We start from the raw sequence: 19,095 nt of genomic DNA, 5'->3' as shown, positions 1-19,095 counted from the left end.
GTTGGTATTAAACTATTTAGTATATTCCATGCTTGTGAATATTTGAAAATAGGAACACATAATCAGAGGATTTGTGATGTTAACGATTATTCAATCTCCGTCAAAATATATCCAAGGTGCTGGTGCACTTGAAAAAGTTGGTAAATATGCCTTGATGCTGGCCAATAGTTATTTGGTTGTCGCTGATAGTTTTGTAATGAATTTGACACAAGCCACATTGGAAAAAAGTTTCCAGATTTCCTCGGTGCAGGCATATTTTGAAATTTTTAGGGGAGAGTGTTGTAAAAAAGAGATTAATCGTTTAGGGGAAATTCTAAAGAGACACGGTTGCAAAGGGGTTGTCGGTGTTGGTGGCGGGAAAGCCCTTGATACAGCGAAAGCCATTGCTTTTTATAATAAGGTTCCGGTTATAATTGTGCCGACAGCTGCATCGAATGATGCGCCAACCAGCGCTTTATCTGTAATTTATACCGAAGATGGCGCTTTTGAGGAATATTTGATGTATCCTTCCAATCCTGATATGGTAATTATGGATAGCACAATTGTTGCCAATGCACCTCTTCGTTTATTGATTTCAGGAATGGGAGATGCATTATCTACCTATTTTGAAGCCAGAGCCTGTTATGAGGCAAGAGCTGTCTCCATGGCAGGGGGACAATCAACATTGGCAGCCTTGAATTTGGCCAGGTTATGTTATGAAACCTTGTTGGAGGAAGGATTGAAAGCAAAAGCGGCTGTCGAGGCTGGAGTTGCTATAAAAGCTGTCGACAACATTATCGAGGCGAATACGTATTTAAGTGGTATCGGATTTGAAAGTTCTGGCCTGGCAGGTGCACATGCAATCCATAATGGATTAACCGTTCTTGAAGAATGTCACACCATGTTACACGGTGAAAAAGTTGCATTCGGCACTTTAGCTCAGCTTGTACTTGAAAATGCGAAACAGGAAGAATTGGAAACCGTTCTTGATTTTTGTGTACAAATAGGTTTACCGGTTACGCTTGACCAAATTGGTATACAGGATAATGATGATCTTAAGGGAAAAATAATGAAAGTGGCAAAGGCAAGTTGTGCAAAAGATGACACTATACACAACATGCCTTTCGAAGTTACTGAAGATCAGGTTTATGCCGCTATTATGGCTGCTGATAGAATTGGTCATAAATGGTTAAAAAACTATAATATTGTTTTGTAGCTGCATTCAATCATACGCAATTTCGTGAGATTGTGTATGATATTTTGTTAATTATTCTGTATTAGATTGAAAATCAATTTTTCTTAAATTAGAAAGCGTCCTAAAATTACATTCCTTGACATGATAAATCATACAGGCTTCATTTTCATGTGGATTTTTTAGGGATTGTCCATCCTGATCAAAGGATATCCTGCATTTTTTGTAGCTGATAATTAATTTATTTTTCTTGAGTGCAAAAGGATCAACGAAACCTGTTATCTCAATTTTGCAGCTTGGAGTGTTATAATGAATCATGCCATAAGCCGGATAGTATGGCATATAACCTACAGCCGCATAATTACCCTGAGTTCTGTTTTCATAGAGGATCAGATTAACGGGATCCTTTTCGACAGTTTGTTCTGTAATGGATTGTGAGGAATGAGATGGATTCATTGCTATTGTGGGTAAAGATAAAATAATGCAGATAAATGTATATGCATATTTTATTTTTGATATCAAGGATAAGGATTTCATTTGGGTTGACCCTTTTCTTCGGATTTGCTTGAAGAAATATTCTCTTTAATCGTTATCGGATAAATACGGTTTACTATTGGCAATGTTTCAAAAGAGCAAAAATCCCCATGCCATGTACTACAAGGAATTGTCTCACTAAGTATTTTCAATTGATGGTTTTTTGTAATTTGCATAGATATTTTGCAATAGGGATCTTCTTTGGCAGTGAATTCTAGTTTTGATGGATCATGATGGTTGAGTACCGTATTTCCATGGGTATTGGCCTGACAGGTAGGAGAATTGTAGGCTATTAAAGTTGCTCCAGGATGGATGGGATCTAAGGCTATAACATAATTTTTGCTTATGCCGACATGGCTTTCGAAAATTTCTATTTGTGGTAAGATTCTAGACGATTTATTTAATGGACCGATTTTAACACTGGATTTTGTATTTACAGATCTTGCATATGTCAAATTCGATAGAACAGTCAAAGAGATTATTAGAGACAGGATTGTATACGATAAAAATTTTATCAATCTAAAACTCCACATTAGGGTTTTAATAAAAATTATTCTAAATGAAGGTTTAGGATAAGCGTAATCTTGTTCTGATTTCAAGCTTGTAAAAAAATTAAAGCTTACGAATCAAATTGTGAAAATTAGGATGCCATATTTATAATAATAATGGCATTTATTTTAAATCAGTTCATTTCATAAAAAAGTTGTTGAATAGTATCTAATTCATTAATCTTGTTTGCCAAGATAAGTTGTAACAAAATTCTGGCTTTTTGCGGGTTTAAATCAGCTGCGGCTATAAATTTGTTGGCATCATCATTAACTTCAACATTACGATTGACAAATCCGCTTCCCGTTCTGCTGGATCGAACAACAATAACACCCTTGCTGGCGACCTCTTTCAATGCTTGTATTGCCTGGGTTGATGTATTTCCATCACCAACGCCAGCAAGGATTATGCCTTTTGCACCTCTTTTGACCGCATCATGAATAAGATCTCCATCCATCTGGATATGAGAATAAATAATTTCAACACGCGGAAAAGGGGCTTTCTCAGGTATGGCGTAAATATATTTCCTTGCATTACTGGACGTAAGGTAAAAATATACATGATCATTATTGATAATGCCGATTGGCCCTGTATTGGGGGATTGAAAAGTTTGGAGGCTGGTTGTATGGCTTTTTTGAACAGAATGTGCATCATAAATCATGTCATTCATTACAATCATGACAGGTTGGTGATAAGCCTCGGGGCGTGTAGCCAATTTAACAGCATTGACAAGATTGGATGCACCATCTGAACTGATAAAATTGGTCGGGCGCATTGCACCCGTCAAAATAATTGGTTTTTTCGAATTTATAAGTTTATCAAGAAAAAACGCGGTTTCTTCCATGGTATCAGTGCCATGGGTAATGACAATTCCTGATATTGAAGGATTATTTTCAGCAGCCTGAACTTTTTTGGCCAATTTTAATAAAATTGTATCAGACATATCCTGAGAACCGATTTGCGCCACGGGATCAACATGAATTTTTGCCATGTTTTGTAAATCAGGTATGGAAGCGACAAGATCTTCTCCTTTGGTGTTACCTGCTTTATATTCGAGTTTGTCTGTTGTTGCTGATCCTGCGATGGTTCCTCCGGTAGTTAGTACAAGAACCTGTTTTTTTTCAGGCCTGATAACACGATCTATATCATTCATCGGTTTATCTTTCTCAGTTTTTGCATAAGAAGGGGGAAAGTAAAATCAGACTTAATTCTATGGGGATAATTAAAAACTGAAAGAGGGGTCTAGGTAAAATATTCATTATATCAGAATTAATTTTATATAATTTAATTATATTGATTGATCCAGGTTACTACCCTACCCATATTCAATATACTATTTTTCTATTAATTAAAAATATTATTGTTAATATGCTCTAATAAAGAGACAAGGTACAGGTTAAAATGGTTTTGAGTGTGTTCAAAAAAGGCTGTAAACGGTTCATGATGCCTTATTTTTCACAGTGGAAGATGACAATTTTACCTGTTTTGCAAAAGGGATATAAAACAGATTTTATACAGGTAACTGAAAATTGTGACATTACCTGTTTAATTGATCTATCTTACGCCCTGCATCCACAATCATTCATTAATACGATAGAATTTGAATGTGGAGATCCTACGATAAATCTGAATGAATTCTTGATTTCAAAACGTAAATTTTCAGTCAATATTTCCGGAGGAAAAATAAATACGAAATCGACGATTGCATTTAAAATCATTACTGATACAGGATTAGAGCAAATTTTTACGGTTTTACTGGATGTTATTGGTCAAAATAAAACAGTTTATAATCAAAGGCATGGTTTAAGAAAACCTGAATTATGGGTTATTAACAGCGATCCAGATCAACATTATAAACAGGAATTTGGATTGTCCTGGATTGAAGGTGATTTATTATTAAATCTTAAAACACACAATCTCTGGCAATATGACCCTAAAATTAATTCAAAATGGTTCAAGATTTTTACAATGCAGGGGGTCGTTAAGCCGGTTCCAATTGAATATAACCTTTTTGACAAATCTTATTTATCGCAAATTGAAAAATCATCAAGACCTGATATAAAAAGGAATTCATTGTGTAATGAGAATATTGATGTCAAGTCCATTCATACAGATGCATTTATATCTGGGAATCCTATAGGAAAAGGGATTTCTGTCGTTACAGAAGGAATGATTGCCGGACAAAGTCTTTATATTGGAACAACAAGAATAAAACCTAAAAATATTTATCTTGGTTGTAACGGGGTTGTTTCGACTAAACATCTTTCAGCAGATTTTTTGCAACTCGCATTCTTTTCCATTAAAGAACTACCAAATTATGTTCCAATAGGCACATTAATATTATGCCATGATTATCCAGGTTATTCTTCACCAGTTTTACTTTGCTCCATCAAGGATAAACCGAAAAATTCTGGGGAATGGAATATTGTTAATGATAAAGTCTTGGTAAAAAATAACATATCGGGAAAACCGGATTTAACTGTAGTTTCTTCCAATTTATCATTATTGGATGATGATAAAATTGTAGAGATAAGACCCTCGGTCACAAATATTTCAAATCGGACTGTTAAGCCTGTTCCTTCAGAAAAAAAATCTTTTTCTGCAAATAATCACCATTATATAAGGTTGTCATCTAAAGATTCAATCATACCATATTCAAAGAAAATAGAAAATTCATGGACTAAACTTAAACTGGATAAAATATCCCCTGTTCAAAACATTTCAGATGAATGGCAAAATAAAAATGAATTATGGCAGATTCCTGCAACGGGCTTGTTACAAATAAATGGCTCATTCATATTCAAGGAAGAAAATATGGATTTGTCAGGACCAATCTCTTTTCATGGCGGCGATCAATTGGTTTTAAAAATTGTTAAAACCGATAAAACAATTCGGTTTCAACCTGTTAATCAAATTGAATTTCCCCTGATTCCTTATATCAATGATGTGATGAATACAATTTGTGCCAGTCCAAAGTTAACTTTTTCTAATGCGATTCCTGTAACAAAAGGAGATCAAATAAGTTTTGAAACGGTTTATTTGCATCAGCCTGATACCTTGAAAAACAATCTGGACCTGAAAATTAGTAAAGCTGTTTTCGAGATATACATTTTATAAGTAATTTTATCAGGTTCAAAGTGAAATTAATTGAATAACCATATGATTTTATAGCCTGAAACATATATTCATCAATAAATCTAAATTTGTTTGTATAATATATGACAGTATGACCAAGGAATATGAATCTTATAAATCAATGGGAAGTTATTTAAATAAATATTCAGTTTTGCTAAGGTAGATGAACCAAAAAAGTTTGTTTCAATCTTATCTTTGTTGTCTCTATGAAGTTATGCCGCAAATTTATTTATTTCTAGCTTGATGCATTGAAGAAGATGTCCAAATCCGATAAGCAAGAGTTATATCGTCTGGCACATAAACAACGAGGGGTAGTTTGCTATTGTAGTTTATAAAGGTTAAATTGGTCGTAATTGAAACCTGCTTCTCTTGTTCAATGTTCTGTGGACAGGCCATAAGGGTAGAAGCCGGTTTGCTGATTTTGTCTAATCTGTAAAAATCATATCCCCATCCTTGAATTGTTTGTGTTGTCATATGACCGTGGATTATGACCGTGTTACAGTCTGATTTAATTTTTTTCTGGGGAATCAATTCAACACGTGCATTGTATTCATTGGAAAGGGGTGGTAGTTGAATTACGAATCTTTGATATCCTTTTTCTGCTTTAGGCCATATGGATAGTTGATTTTTACCAAGATTAGCAGAAGCATGATATAGTGGTATTAAATAACACATGGATAAAAGAAGAAGAAATTGTTTTCGAATTAACATTTTTATTTCCTAAATGATAATTTTAGTTTTTAATTATAAGTTATGATAGTAAAATTATTCAACAAGACCTTGTAATTTTATTTTCAAATATAATTTTTAATTAAAGTAAAAGGGATTTAAATATATTAATTTAAATTTTGATAATTTGCAGGGTTGATCATTTGAGGGGTGTTGTTTAATTGCTATGAAACTTTATATCTATGAACATTGTCCTTTTTGTGTCATGACAAAAATGATTTTTGTTTTGAAAAATTATCCCGTCGAAATATCATATTTACTATATGATGACATTCATGGTCCCATGCAAATGGTAGGGCGTAAACAGTTGCCTATATTGGAATATCAGCAAAACCGCTTTATGCCGGAAAGTCGTGATATTATTAACTATATTGATACAACCATAGATAAGCCAAAGATTACGTTGCCTGATAATGAAGAAATTATGGAATGGATCAGTCATGTTCAACGTTTTATTTATCGTTTGACCTATCCTCGTTGGGTAAATGCACCGTTTCCTGAATTTTCCACAGAAGAGGCAAAGAAATATTACCGTAAAAAAAAGGATCCCTCTGGCGGGGGATTTGTTTCTGATCTGGCTGATCCGAGCTTGATCCAGAGAACTCAAAAGGCGATTGATTGTCTGGAACCCTTAATGAAAAATTATTCTTTGTTGGATTTGAAACGGCAGCTATCTTGGAACGACTTTTCACTTTACAGTATGCTTCACTCGCTATCGATTATCAAGGGGATTACCTATGGCGTCAATGTTGATCGATGGCGTAAGAAAGTTTCTGAAACATGTTCCATTCCCTTGAACGACGCTTTTGCAAACTGAATGTGTTTTATGTAACTCTGTGATGAATGACTTGACCGATTATTATTAAAACGGGACTACCTATTTTTTTTTGCATAACCAAATCAGGTAAGGTTTTTAAATTTCCGATAATTACCTGCTGATCGTGAAAGGTACCTTTTTCAATCGCAGCAGCAGGCCATGTTTGTTCCAATCCCTTATCAATTAGTGTTTTACATAAAAGAGGTAAAGAAGAAAGTCCCATATAAATGACCAAGGTTTGGTCTTTAAATATCATGTTCTCCCAAGGTAAGTTAAGTTGATCTGTTTTCTTGGTATGACCGGTTAAAAATAAGCAGGCTTGTGCACATTCACGATGTGTTAGGGGAATTCCGGCATATGCCGCACAACCATTAGAAGCGGAGATGCCGGGTATAATTTTAAATGGAATTCCAGCATGCATTAATGCCTCGGCCTCTTCCCCACCGCGGCCAAATATAAAAGGATCACCACCTTTCAATCGTAAAACACGTTTGCCTTGTCGTGCATATTTGATTAGTGAATCATTTATTTCTTCTTGTTTTAAAGTATGGTGATTTTTTTGTTTTCCTACAAAAAATAATAATGCATCACGACGTATGTAATCTAGGATTTTGGGTGATAATAAATTATCATATAAAATGACATCAGCATTTTGCAGGTGATGAAGTGCTTTTATGGTTAGTAAATCCGGATCACCCGGTCCTGCCCCAACCAGCCATACCTCACCTTTATTTAAAAAAGGTTTTTTTGCAATATTCTTGAGAAAATCAAATGCTTGTTTTTCTTTTTGTTGGCTAATAAGGGAAGTGCCATAGCCATCAATGAATCTTTCCCATAACCGTTGTCGTTCTTGATGGGTTGATAATATTTCCTTGGCCCAATTCCTGTGTTTTCCGATGAATGAAGCTAATGGACCGATGACTTGTCCGAGTAGAGGTTCAATTTTTTGACGTATTCGCCGTCCCAATACAGGAGCGGAACCTCCTGTGGAGATGGCGATCTGCACGGGATCACGATCAATAATCGAAGGAGTGATAAAGGTAGATAATTCCGCATTATCAACAGTGCAGACAGGAATATTTAATTTTTTTGCCCATAGGGAAATATGAGTATTATATTCATGATCGTCAGTCGTGATAAAAATTAAGGTAGCGTCTTTCGCATTTTGAATAAAATCATTTTCGTTTAGTAAAGGGGAACAAAATTTAATCAGTTTTTCTTTTTCATAGGTTTGCAATTCTTTATTAAAGGTTTGCGCATAAACTTCAATTTGTACATTTTTCCTTAATAAAAGCCTGATTTTACGTGCCGCAATTCTACCCCCGCCAATTATCACTATTCGCGTTCCATCTATACGCAAAGTTATTGGAAAATAAGAGGGAACTTCCGAATTTATCAAATTGTCATTCATGGATAGTAGAGAGTAAATAGAGTTTCAACTGAAGAAATTTATCTGACAAAAAGCCTCATATTTATTTAAACAAATAATTTGTAAAAATAAAGAGAAAACAGAAAAAACACGTAAGAAAATAGTTCTTAATTGTTCGGGGTGTATCTTTGCGATGACGTATATGATTTTTTTTATTCATAAATGTGAAAGATATAAATCTCATTTCTTGAGAAGCATATTTTTCTTTTGTAAAAAAAGATTGATGATGATAAATATGAAAACATTATAAATTAAGGTTTGGATGACTATATGAAGACCTATGATAAAGGGGTCAGGCCATTGTAAACAATTAATCTATCCGTAAACAATTCTATCCAACTAAATTGTAGCGTTTCTGAAATAAAGTTAATTTTATGATCAATTTGATGATGCAAGAAACGGATTTTGTCTATAGTGAAAAAAGCCTTGAATATGATCCTACCTAATAATCCACGTTTCAACAAGATCGCTTTTATCTTAGTTTTATTGGGTAGCATAATCTACATTATCCTTCATTTGCGTGAAGATATAATAGGCGTTACCAATCCATCTTTTCTGGCATTTGTATTATTGGCTCTGGCTCTTGTTATTGCTTTGGGTTTTGAATTCATAAACGGTTTTCATGACACAGCCAATGCTGTTGCAACTGTAATTTACAGCAATTCCTTGCCGCCAATTGTAGCTGTTGTCTGGTCAGGTTTATGGAATTTCCTGGGTGTTTTGTGTTCAAGCGGCGCTGTTGCTTTTACAATAGTTTCTCTTTTACCTGTTGAATTAGTTCTCAAGGTTGGAAGTGAAGCTGGATTTTCAATGGTTTTTGCATTACTTCTGGCTGCAGTGATCTGGAATCTGGTAACCTGGTTTTTCGGGATTCCGAATTCTTCATCTCATACTTTAATTGGTTCGATTTTGGGCGTTGGTCTAATGAATCAGTTGCTTATGGGAAATAACAGGGCAAGTGGTGTTGACTGGGGACAGGCTTTGCAGGTTTTCAAGGCTCTTGTATTCAGTCCTTTGGCAGGATTTACGATTGCATTACTGGGAATGTTTCTGTTGAAGAATTTTTTGCCCATCACCTCTTTTTACAAAGTACCTGAAGCAGGAAAGACACCTCCTTGGCCGATCCGTTTATTATTGATTCTTACATGTACCGGTGTAAGCTTTAGTCATGGTTCAAATGATGGGCAAAAGGGTATGGGATTAATCATGCTTATTTTGATAGGAACCGTACCAACCGCATATGCGTTGAATAATGCGGTTTCATCAAAACAAGTCGAGAATTTCATGAATAAAGCGGTAGTTATTGATCAAGTTCTCATGAAATATAATAATAATCCGGATTTACCTACAATTGATCAAAGTCGTCAAATTCTGACAAAAACAATTCAGTCCAGTAAAATTTTTCCCGAAACTATTCCTGCTATTCGTATGATGTTGCAATCCATTCAGCATGATGTAAATAACAAGGAAACTTTTAAGCAAGTCCCTGTTGAATATCAGGCCAATTTAAGAAACGATTTGTATTTGGTTGAACAGAATCTGGTGCATTTTACCAAGGTATCTCCTCTGACATCTTCTCAAAAGGATTTATTTGAAAAATTCGAGAAAGAGATTGTCACGGCAATACAATTCATTCCTCCGTGGGTCAAGGCTGTAATTGCAATTGCCCTAGGTTTGGGAACAATGGTTGGATGGAAAAGAGTGGTTGTTACAGTAGGCAGAAAAATTGGTAAAAATGAAATGAGCTATGGTCAAGGTGCGGTTGCTGAAACTGTCGCAATGACAATGATACAAATGGGAAATCAGTTTCATATGCCTATTAGCACCACTCATGTCGTGACTTCTGCGGTGGCAGGAACTGCACTGGCCAATGGTGATGGTATTCAATGGAGAACAATACGTAATATGGCAATGGCGTGGATTTTAACCTTGCCTGTTTCAATTATGTTATCTGCAGTTCTATTTTGGATATTTTTAAAATTATTTTAGTTTGGAATTTATGTTCAATAAACAAATAAAATTTTTTTGTAAAATGTCTATCCACTACTTGAAATAAATAAAAAATCTGTAAATAATTTGGTAAAATTACGTATCGTTTTTCTATATTTGTATATAGAAAAACGTAAAGATAAAAATCTGTTTATTGTATGTTTTTATTTCATTCAATAACAAACTGTAAGAGCTAACAAATGTATCATTAAATAATCAAACTTGTTTTGTCATATTAGAAAAAAAATCATAACATGCTTTGTTAAAGTTGAGCTGGCTATTCAGGAAACGGAAACGATTAAATATTTGAGTTATTTTTTTATGTATCAAACTAAATCACGCTTCTCCGGAATATAAAGATATTTTTCTTGGATTTGTTAGAATGGATTTATAGCAGTCTGACCATTTATTCTTGAAATTTTTGTTGTATAAAATGCTTTCCTGACAGGGAGCAACATACCAAAGATTATTATTAAGTTCCTCTTCCAGCTGTCCTGGTGACCAATTGGCATGACCAAGGGCTAGTAACGCTTTTGAAGGACCATGCCCTTCTGATAAATCACGTAAGATATCCAGGCTTGTACTCAATTTGATTTGTTTTGTTACATAGACTGATTCCTTACCTTTCCAGTCATTTGTGTGCAGAACCAGACCATGGGCATTTTCAATTGGACCACCCGCTGTAATGGAAAAATTATTTGATGTTGGCATGGTTTTAATTCCAAGCTGATTTAGCAATTCTTTTGGAGTTGGTTTGGCAATATGACGGTTAATGACAATGCCCATTGTACCTTCCTTCGGAGAATATGCACAAATAAAAACAACCGTCTGTGCAAATGCGGGTGAGGTTGTAAAAGGACTTGACATTAGAAAACAGCCTGCCAATCCTTTGGTAAGATCAAGGAAAGAATGTGTCATTTTTCAAAGAAACCAAATATAATAATTTATTTAAAATGAGATGATTCAAATTAAACTATACTATCAGATTTAATGAAATGTAAATGAACAGCTTTTAATGGTCCGTTTCAAAAAAATAATTTATAATTGCGGTAATGTAATTATTATAATTTACTTAGTTTTTTTAATAGTTAGGGGAACGAAAATCATGAGGGGAACGAAAATCATGAGGGGAACGGTACTGGTCACAGGTGCATCGGCTGGATTTGGAATGGCAATAGCCGAAGTATTGGTGCAGGAGGGTTATCAGGTTGTTGCAGCGGCACGTAGGATGAATAAATTGGAATCCCTATCAAGCAAACATCCTGGAAAAATTTTTCCACTTGAAATGGATATGACCAAATCAGAATTGTTTTTGCGTCAATTAGGTAGTTTACCAGCCAAATTTCAGAATATTGATGTTTTGGTCAATAATGCAGGATTGGCACTTGGCGTGGAGCCAATTCCCAATATTGATTTAAAGGATTGGGATCGGATGGTTCAAACAAATATTATCGGGTTAATTCATTTGACTCAGTTGGTTATTAGTGGAATGCTTGAAAGAAAGAGGGGACATATTATTTCCTTGGGCAGTATTGCAGGTACGTATCCATATCGTGGTGGGAATGTTTATGGTGCGACAAAGGCATTTGTTAAACAGTTTATGTTAAATCTTAAAACTGATCTGGTTGGCACTGCATTGAAGGTAACAAATATTGAACCGGGTCTTTGTGGTGGAACCGAATTTAGCGAGGTAAGACTAAAAGATTCTGCTAAAGGTAAAGAAGTTTACAAAGGTACAATTCCCTTAACAGCTATGGATATTGCTGAAACGGTACGTTGGATTTTAAGTCTTCCCTCTCATGTCAATGTTAATCGAATTGAACTTATGCCTGTTTGCCAAGCGCCGGGTGGGGTTGCAGTAGTAAAAATAGGAAATTGATATATCGTAATAATTTATCGTTAACATTAAAGGAGCTTTAAATGTCGGATCAATCAATACGTGAGTTGTTAAGAACAAAATATCGTGTAGAGGATGGAAAAAAATTTCTTATAACGGATTATAATGCGGATGATACTGCCGGATTATCCCTATCTCACAAAGAAGCAAAAAAAGTGCTGAAGAAACGTATTAAACGGTTAAGCTATTTACAAGAGCTGTTATTTGCGAATGGGCATTCAGCTTTATTGGTCGCTTTGCAAGGTATGGATACTTCTGGTAAAGACGGTACGATTAAACATGTCACTTCTGGAATAAATCCGCAGGGCATTACGATAACTTCATTTAAGCAGCCTGGTCCTGTAGAATTGATGCATGATTATTTATGGCGTATTCATATGGCCGTTCCTTCCAGAGGCAAGATTACGATTTTTAATCGAAGTCATTATGAGGAAGTGCTTGTTACCAAGGTTCATCCCTCTATTTTGGCCAATCAAAAACTACCGTTACGGGTACTTAACAATAAAAATTTCTGGTCTGACCGTTATGAAGATATTCGTAATTTCGAAAAATATATTTATCGACAAGGTATTGGAATAGTTAAATGTTTTTTAAATATATCCAAAGAGGAACAGCGCAAGCGTTTATTGGCACGTTTGGAAAATAAAGAAAAACAATGGAAATTTTCCCCCAATGATCCAAAAGAGCGTCAATTTTGGGAAGAATATCAAGGTGCATATCAAGAGGTTATTGTGCAGACAGCGGCACCAAACGCCCCCTGGTTTGTGATTCCTGCCAACAACAAATGGTTTGCACGTTTGGTTGTTGCGGAAATCATGATTGATGAATTGGAAAAACTTCATATTCCAGAACCCAAGCCAAGTCAAGAAGTTCTGGAATCTTTAAATTCACTGAAAGCTGAATTAGGAGGTAAATTTTCTGATAATAAAGTAGGAAAAAAAATCAAAAAGAATAATAAAATCGGTAAAGATAAAAAAATAAAAAATCTAAATAAGTCTAAGGAATAATCTTCAATGATTATTGAAACTCGTTTTTTTTCTTGGCTGTTCATATTGTCCAGCCTCTTTTTTTACTCTTTTCAAAGTCTGGCACAACCTGCTTCTGATAAATGTGATAATGAAAATTTTTTACATATTCAACAAGAGTATGAAAATAATATTGAACATTTAACTTTCAAGGATGTTCCTGTTCATCTTTGTGGTAAGGTGATCACAGTAAGTGATGCACGTTATACCAGAAGTGGCTTACATGGCTATTTTTATCTTTATGTCGGGAAAGGTGTATCCATTAGAATTGTGAATAATCTCGATGAAATGAAAGCTCCAACCTGGCCTTGGGTAAAAATAGGGGATTATGTTGAAGTTGTCGGGCGATATTATTATGATAGCCCAAGACGTCAAGGAGTTGATTGGACGCATAAGGGAGCAAGCAGAAAATGGCCCTATCCAGGTTATGTGATTATAAATGGTATAAAATATTATTAATTCAATTAGAATTTTAAATATAAAAATAAGATTATGCGTTTTGAAACATCATTTTTTGAAATTTTGATGATAAAGTAGAATATATTTTAAACCAGCTCGTTTTTTCTTGATAGAATTGAATTTATTTCTTTTATGCAATTAAGGAATATTTTATTATTTTTTACTACTACATGAACTTTGCCACCTTTTGTTAATGTACCAAACAATATTTCATTAGAGAGGGGTTTGTTAATAAAGTCCTGAATAATACGATGCATAGGGCGTGCTCCATATAATGGATCATATCCATTTTCAACCAGCCAATCCTTTGCCGATTTGGAAATTTCTATAATAATGTTTTTATTTGATAATCTAGTGTTTAGTTCATTAATGAATTTATCAACAATTTGAGCAACGATTGGTTTTGATAAAGGTCTAAAATTAATAATCGCATCGAGACGATTTCTGAATTCTGGTGAAAATTTTTCGTTTACGGCCTCGTTTGCATATCCTGCTTGATGATTTTTTACAAAACCAATTGCTGAACGAGCAAATTCTGTTGCTCCTGTATTGGTGGTCATAATAATGATAATATTTCGAAAATTAATTTCCTTACCATTATGATCTGTTAAAATACCATGATCCATTACCTGTAAAAGAATATTATGTAAATCAGGATGAGCTTTTTCAATTTCATCAAGAAGAAGAATGGCATAGGGATTCTGGTCAATTATATCTGTCAACAATCCACCCTGATCAAAACCGATATAACCGGGTGGTGCACCAATCATTCTTGAAACAGAGTGTTTTTCCATATATTCAGACATGTCGTATCGGATAAGCTTGATGCCAAGATGAATTGAAAGTTGTCGAGCGATTTCTGTTTTTCCAACGCCTGTTGGTCCTGCAAAGAGGTAGTTACCTATTGGTTTTCTTTCGGAACGCAATCCTGCACGGGAAATTCTTATGGCTGAAGCTAATGTCTCAATTGCTTGATCCTGCCCAAAAATAACTTTTTTCAGTTTATTATCAATTTGAGAGAGAACCTTTTTATCACTGGTTGAAACAGTATTTTCAGGAATGCGGGCGATATTAGCAATTGTTTTTTCAATGTCATTGACTGTAATCGTTTTTTTGCGTTTTTTGGCAGGGGAAATGGCCTGTATAGCACCAACCTCATCAATTATGTCTAATGCTTTATCCGGAAATTTACGGTCATGGATATATCTGGCAGATAGGGTAACCGCTGTTTCAAGAGCATCATGAGTGTATTTTACATTGTGATATTTTTCATAATTTTTTTTAAGACCTTTTAAGATGTTGATTGTTTCATCTATCGAAGGTTCGGGAATATCGATTTTTTGAAATCTTCTGACTAAGGCATGATCTTTTTCAATATATTGCCGATATTCCTTATAGGTAGTTGATCCGATACATCTTAAACTGCCTTCGGCGAGTGCTGGTTTTAAAAGGTTTGATGCATCCATGGATCCGTTTGTAGTGGAACCAGCCCCGACTATTGTATGAATTTCATCAATAAAAAGAATGGCATTTTTTTCTTGTTTAATGGATTGAATGAGGGATTTTAAACGTTCCTCAAAATCACCTCTATATCGTGTACCAGCCAATAAAACTCCCATGTCTAATGCATAAATTATAGAATTATGCAATAACTCAGGTGCTGTCTTGTTTACAATCTGTAAGGCCAGACCTTCTATGATAGCGGTTTTTCCTACACCAGGATTTCCAACCAATAACGGATTGTTTTTTGTTCGACGTGCCAATATTTGGATTGCACGCTGAATTTCATATTGCCTTCCAATCAAGGGATCAATACGGTTTTGACGGGCTTTATCGTTTAGATTAACGCAATAAAGTTGTAAGGGATTGGTATTCTTAGAGTTTGAATTTTCTTTTTCAGTATAGGTAAACAGATCATTCAATTGGTTATCGATATCATTCTGAGGTAAAAAATTTGATCCAAAAAAATGGGTGGATTCTGTATTTTTTGTTATACCATGTGCGATAAAATTCAGAATGTCCAATTTTGACAAATTATGCATTTGTAAAAAGTAAACCGCATGACTTTCCTGCTCAGAAAAAAGAGCAATTAAAACATGCACGGCACTAATTTTTTCACTTGGGTCTGAAGAAAGATGGACAGACGCGTTTTGAATGACCCTTTGAAATGCATGCGTGGGTTTGGGGGATGGTTTTTTTTCAGTTACTAGAATATTCAGGTCATTTTTAATAAATGTGAAGATATCTTGACGTAATTTTTCAAGATTTATCTGACAGGCTTCAAAAATTACAATAGCATCGGGATCGCCTGTCAATGCATAGAGCAAATGTTCAAGCGTCATGTATTCATGTTGAAAATTTAAAGCAAACTCAAAAGCTTGTCGTAAGGAATGTTCTAAGTTATCAGATAACATCATTTAAACTTTCAAACTGTGAAATATCGAAAGAGAAATCCTGCATATTCCTTTTATTTATTATATAGTTATTGAAAAGGGTTTATACAGTTAATATTTTGATCAAATCATATTTAATTAAATTTATTCTTTTTCTAATAGGCATTGCAGTGGATATTGATGTTGTTTGGCAAGATTCATAACCTGCATAACTTTTGTTTCAGCAACCTCGTATGTGAATATACCACATATTCCTATTCCATTGTGATGGATTTTTAACATGATTGAAACAGCATTTTCAGTTGTTTTTCTGAATATTGTTTCCAATGTGTAAATGACAAAATTCATGGGAGTGAAATCATCATTGAGCATAAGAACTTTATACAGGGTGGGTTTCTTCAAATTTGTTTTTGTCAGCGTTTTTGTGTTCTTTCTAGAATCATGCTGGTTCTGGTTGGAAGTCATACAATAAAGAGAAAATGATTTACTAAAGGGATTCATTATGATGTATTTGGAGTGCATTTTATAAATTTCATAAAATATTTTGTTAAGGTTCAAATTAAGGAAGAATCTAATTGAATGATTTTGATTTGGACTTGTATGGTTGCAAAATATGGCGTAAATTCAGATGTATATTTTTTATATGAATATAAAGTCCCAAATATATATTCGTAAAGATAGTGGTGTAATTTCTTGTAACGTTTTGTTTAACATGGGGATTTGATTCCAAAATAAACAAAACAATTTAAGAAGTTAATCATTTTTAAAGGTCAAGTAAACGTTTAATGAAAAAGAAGCTGGAAAATTAAAGTGTCCACTTATTGCAATCATATAAAAAAATTGAAACAGTTAAACTTTACCGTAAGTCTTAAGAAAATTATGAGAAAAACGTTTAGGAATTTTTTCTTAGGTTTTTTTACGGCTGTATATTCTTATACACTATTTTATGCGCATTGTGCGCATGCCCAGTATGTAGGAAGAATCAGTTCAATTGTAATGGACGTTAATGGCCGAGTCTTGTCAGAACAAGATGCTGATTTGAAACGGTTTCCAGCCAGTTTGACAAAAATGATGACCTTATATATGGCATTTCGTGCCTTAAATGCCAATGCCATACGATTTGATCAGAGAATTCCTATAACCATTCATGCAGCTTCAATGGAACCTTCCAAATTAGGAGTCCGTCCAGGTTCATATATTACTGTCAGGGAAGCTGTTTTAGGCTTGATTACTAAATCCGCGAATGATGCGGCTAGTGCTCTTGGTGAATTTATTGGAGGTGGAGACGAAGAACGCTTTGCCAAAATGATGACACAACAGGCCAAAGTTTTGGGAATGAATCGGACACGTTTTTATAATGCTTCTGGCCTTCCAAATCCTGGGCAACTAACAACTGCGCGTGATTTGGCAATTTTGGCACAACATTTGATTTCGGATTTTCCTCAATATTATCCTTTGTTCAGAACACCTTACTTTTATTTTCGTGGACGGACAATTCCCAATCACGATCCCTTGTTAAAAGGTTATGCTGGCGCGGATGGGTTAAAAACAGGTTATACAGCTGCGGCAGGGCATAATCTTGTAGGATCAGCCGTTCATGATAATGTCCGTTTGATTGGTGTTGTAATGGGTGCACCAAGTAATGGTTCACGAAATCAATACATGATGAGTGCACTAGATGACGGATTTGCAAAAAGTGGTGTGGCTCCTGTTGCTAGACCGGTTTATCTGGCAAGAACAAATTCCTTGAAAAAACACCCACGTTATAATAAACATCCAAAAGTAATTCTTGTTCGTGCAACCCGTACTACAAGAGGTAAAAAGTCGGTTGAAGTGGCACAGGCCTCGTCACGTACTTCAATTGCAAAAAAACGGGATTCGATTTTTAAGCGTAATATCAAAAAGGCGGCTGTGAGACATCATACCACATCCAGACATAATCGGAAAAAGTAAGACTGGACAGGGATCATAATCCTAGCTAGGTATATAAGAAAAGTTCGTAAATTATACCAAGTTATTTATTATTGGTAATTTGATAAAGTCTTATTGGAGAGTTAGGAATGACAGATCGTCGCATGATGTTTTACACTCACGAGGATTTTGTTGGGTTAAGAGCTGTGGGACGTTTGGCAGCAGAAACACTTGACATGATTACTCCTCATGTTCAGGAAGGTGTTACAACAGACGAACTTAACCAGATTATTCATGATTATACAATTGATAAAGGTGCCATTCCAGCACCACTTAACTATCGTGGTTTTCCAAAATCTTGTTGTATATCTATCAATCATGTAGTTTGTCACGGTATTCCTGGAGATCGTAAATTAAAAAATGGAGATATAGTTAATATCGATGTTACATCTATTCTTGATGGATGGTTTGGTGACAGTAGCCGTATGTATGTCGTTGGCAAGGCCTCACGCTTGGCACAACGATTGATAGATGTAACCTATGAAAGTCTGAAAAGGGCAATAGATATTGTTAAACCCGGGAACACTTTGGGGGATATAGGTTACGTCATTCAGCAATATGCAGAATCACAGCGTTTTTCTGTTGTACGCGATTTTTGTGGTCATGGAATTGGACGCGTTTTTCATCAAGAACCCAATGTATTGCATTATGGAAAAAAGGGGCAGGGACTTGTGCTAAAACCAGGAATGGTTTTCACTATTGAACCTATGTTAAACGCTGGTAAGGCAGACGTTAAAATTCTTGATGATGACTGGACAGCCGTAACGCGTGATCGATCTCTCAGTGCGCAATTTGAACATATGATGGGAGTAACTGAAGATGGATGTGAAGTATTCACCTATTCACCCAAAGGTTGGAATTGTCCTCCTTATATTTGATGATTTTTATCAAAATGGAAATTAATAAATCAAAATTTGATAAAGAGTTATATAAAATGAATATTTGTTTGAAATTCTAATTTAAGACTAATAAATTCATCAAAACAATATAGATGAGAATT

At 34.8% G+C, this 19,095-nt stretch carries 17 protein-coding genes; 9 read left to right on the top strand and 8 right to left on the bottom strand.

Annotated features, from left to right (window positions below; all coding sequences use genetic code 11):
* Positions 1–76 precede the first annotated feature (76 nt).
* On the top strand, positions 77–1,195 hold the full coding sequence (locus U0839_RS05860) for a glycerol dehydrogenase (protein ID WP_155566549.1): 1,119 nt from the start codon (positions 77–79) through the stop codon (positions 1,193–1,195).
* A gap of 51 nt (positions 1,196–1,246) precedes the next feature.
* Here the strand turns inward: U0839_RS05860 and U0839_RS05855 are convergent, their stop codons facing one another.
* From U0839_RS05855 to U0839_RS05845, 3 genes are all read right to left on the bottom strand, one after another.
* Positions 1,247–1,708 (bottom strand): hypothetical protein, encoded by a 462-nt coding sequence (locus U0839_RS05855; protein ID WP_155565162.1) that lies wholly within the window; start codon positions 1,706–1,708, stop codon positions 1,247–1,249.
* Complete coding sequence (locus tag U0839_RS05850; RefSeq protein WP_155565163.1) at positions 1,705–2,223, bottom strand: hypothetical protein; 519 nt, start codon at positions 2,221–2,223, stop codon at positions 1,705–1,707. Before U0839_RS05850 ends, U0839_RS05855 begins: the two co-directional genes overlap by 4 nt.
* Positions 2,224–2,387: 164 nt before the next feature.
* Entirely contained in the window at positions 2,388–3,404 is a 1,017-nt protein-coding gene (locus U0839_RS05845; RefSeq protein WP_155565164.1) for an asparaginase, read from the bottom strand.
* 248 nt (positions 3,405–3,652) lie between these two features.
* Here U0839_RS05845 and U0839_RS05840 point away from each other — a divergent pair, with 248 nt between their 5' ends.
* On the top strand, positions 3,653–5,368 hold the full coding sequence (locus U0839_RS05840; protein WP_155565165.1) for a hypothetical protein: 1,716 nt from the start codon (positions 3,653–3,655) through the stop codon (positions 5,366–5,368).
* A gap of 243 nt (positions 5,369–5,611) precedes the next feature.
* Here the strand turns inward: U0839_RS05840 and U0839_RS05835 are convergent, their stop codons facing one another.
* Positions 5,612–6,097, bottom strand: a complete 486-nt coding sequence (locus U0839_RS05835; RefSeq protein ID WP_196424096.1) for an ecotin — start codon at positions 6,095–6,097, stop codon at positions 5,612–5,614.
* A 184-nt stretch (positions 6,098–6,281) separates the two neighbouring features.
* Between U0839_RS05835 and grxB the strand changes: the two genes are divergently transcribed.
* Entirely contained in the window at positions 6,282–6,932 is a 651-nt protein-coding gene (gene grxB, locus U0839_RS05830) for a glutaredoxin 2 (RefSeq protein WP_155565166.1), read from the top strand.
* A 7-nt stretch (positions 6,933–6,939) separates the two neighbouring features.
* Here grxB and cysG read toward each other — a convergent pair whose 3' ends face one another.
* Positions 6,940–8,331, bottom strand: a complete 1,392-nt coding sequence (cysG, locus tag U0839_RS05825; protein ID WP_230882734.1) for a siroheme synthase CysG — start codon at positions 8,329–8,331, stop codon at positions 6,940–6,942.
* A gap of 444 nt (positions 8,332–8,775) precedes the next feature.
* On the opposite strand from cysG, the gene U0839_RS05820 reads away from it, so the two are divergent.
* Positions 8,776–10,350 carry an inorganic phosphate transporter gene (locus U0839_RS05820; RefSeq protein WP_347400607.1) on the top strand — a complete coding sequence of 525 codons (1,575 nt, stop codon included), beginning with the start codon at positions 8,776–8,778 and terminating at the stop codon, positions 10,348–10,350.
* A gap of 336 nt (positions 10,351–10,686) precedes the next feature.
* Here the strand turns inward: U0839_RS05820 and U0839_RS05815 are convergent, their stop codons facing one another.
* Positions 10,687–11,268, bottom strand: a complete 582-nt coding sequence (locus U0839_RS05815) for a YqgE/AlgH family protein (RefSeq protein ID WP_122123309.1) — start codon at positions 11,266–11,268, stop codon at positions 10,687–10,689.
* Between the two features lie 187 nt (positions 11,269–11,455).
* Between U0839_RS05815 and U0839_RS05810 the strand changes: the two genes are divergently transcribed.
* The 3 genes from U0839_RS05810 to U0839_RS05800 are packed head-to-tail and all read left to right on the top strand — an operon-like array spanning position 11,456 to position 13,731.
* Positions 11,456–12,229, top strand: a complete 774-nt coding sequence (locus U0839_RS05810) for an SDR family NAD(P)-dependent oxidoreductase (protein ID WP_370533580.1) — start codon at positions 11,456–11,458, stop codon at positions 12,227–12,229.
* Positions 12,230–12,270: 41 nt separating this feature from the next.
* Positions 12,271–13,254 carry a PPK2 family polyphosphate kinase gene (locus U0839_RS05805; protein ID WP_155565168.1) on the top strand — a complete coding sequence of 328 codons (984 nt, stop codon included), beginning with the start codon at positions 12,271–12,273 and terminating at the stop codon, positions 13,252–13,254.
* 6 nt (positions 13,255–13,260) lie between these two features.
* Positions 13,261–13,731: a hypothetical protein gene (locus U0839_RS05800; protein ID WP_413550279.1), complete on the top strand. Its 471-nt coding sequence runs from the start codon at positions 13,261–13,263 to the stop codon at positions 13,729–13,731.
* Between the two features lie 86 nt (positions 13,732–13,817).
* On the opposite strand, the gene clpA is transcribed toward U0839_RS05800, so the two are convergent.
* Entirely contained in the window at positions 13,818–16,145 is a 2,328-nt protein-coding gene (clpA, locus tag U0839_RS05795) for an ATP-dependent Clp protease ATP-binding subunit ClpA (RefSeq protein ID WP_155565196.1), read from the bottom strand.
* A 123-nt stretch (positions 16,146–16,268) separates the two neighbouring features.
* The gene (gene clpS / locus U0839_RS05790) at positions 16,269–16,589 is read right to left on the bottom strand and encodes an ATP-dependent Clp protease adapter ClpS (protein ID WP_196424101.1); all 321 of its coding nucleotides are present in this window, start codon (positions 16,587–16,589) and stop codon (positions 16,269–16,271) included.
* Positions 16,590–17,120: 531 nt separating this feature from the next.
* Here clpS and U0839_RS05785 point away from each other — a divergent pair.
* Positions 17,121–18,077 carry a D-alanyl-D-alanine carboxypeptidase family protein gene (locus U0839_RS05785; protein WP_230882740.1) on the top strand — a complete coding sequence of 319 codons (957 nt, stop codon included), beginning with the start codon at positions 17,121–17,123 and terminating at the stop codon, positions 18,075–18,077.
* A 107-nt stretch (positions 18,078–18,184) separates the two neighbouring features.
* Entirely contained in the window at positions 18,185–18,973 is a 789-nt protein-coding gene (gene map / locus U0839_RS05780; RefSeq protein WP_230882736.1) for a type I methionyl aminopeptidase, read from the top strand.
* The last annotated feature ends 122 nt before the right edge of the window (positions 18,974–19,095 follow it).

The sequence above is a fragment of the Commensalibacter sp. A3DC genome (assembly GCF_047307945.1).
GTDB lineage: Bacteria > Pseudomonadota > Alphaproteobacteria > Acetobacterales > Acetobacteraceae > Commensalibacter > Commensalibacter melissae.
This window is presented reverse-complemented; position numbering and strand designations above follow the sequence as displayed.

Coding starts and splice junctions, on each gene's coding strand:
- U0839_RS05835 (WP_196424096.1), bottom strand. CDS start 6,097: ATGTTAATTCGAAAACAATTTCTTCTTCTTTTATCCATGTGTTATTTA.
- map (WP_230882736.1), top strand. CDS start 18,185: ATGACAGATCGTCGCATGATGTTTTACACTCACGAGGATTTTGTTGGG.
- U0839_RS05810 (WP_370533580.1), top strand. CDS start 11,456: ATGAGGGGAACGAAAATCATGAGGGGAACGGTACTGGTCACAGGTGCA.
- U0839_RS05855 (WP_155565162.1), bottom strand. CDS start 1,708: ATGAAATCCTTATCCTTGATATCAAAAATAAAATATGCATATACATTT.
- clpA (WP_155565196.1), bottom strand. CDS start 16,145: ATGTTATCTGATAACTTAGAACATTCCTTACGACAAGCTTTTGAGTTT.
- U0839_RS05845 (WP_155565164.1), bottom strand. CDS start 3,404: ATGAATGATATAGATCGTGTTATCAGGCCTGAAAAAAAACAGGTTCTT.
- U0839_RS05805 (WP_155565168.1), top strand. CDS start 12,271: ATGTCGGATCAATCAATACGTGAGTTGTTAAGAACAAAATATCGTGTA.
- U0839_RS05800 (WP_413550279.1), top strand. CDS start 13,261: ATGATTATTGAAACTCGTTTTTTTTCTTGGCTGTTCATATTGTCCAGC.
- U0839_RS05785 (WP_230882740.1), top strand. CDS start 17,121: ATGGACGTTAATGGCCGAGTCTTGTCAGAACAAGATGCTGATTTGAAA.
- grxB (WP_155565166.1), top strand. CDS start 6,282: ATGAAACTTTATATCTATGAACATTGTCCTTTTTGTGTCATGACAAAA.
- U0839_RS05840 (WP_155565165.1), top strand. CDS start 3,653: ATGGTTTTGAGTGTGTTCAAAAAAGGCTGTAAACGGTTCATGATGCCT.
- U0839_RS05860 (WP_155566549.1), top strand. CDS start 77: ATGTTAACGATTATTCAATCTCCGTCAAAATATATCCAAGGTGCTGGT.
- U0839_RS05815 (WP_122123309.1), bottom strand. CDS start 11,268: ATGACACATTCTTTCCTTGATCTTACCAAAGGATTGGCAGGCTGTTTT.
- clpS (WP_196424101.1), bottom strand. CDS start 16,589: ATGACTTCCAACCAGAACCAGCATGATTCTAGAAAGAACACAAAAACG.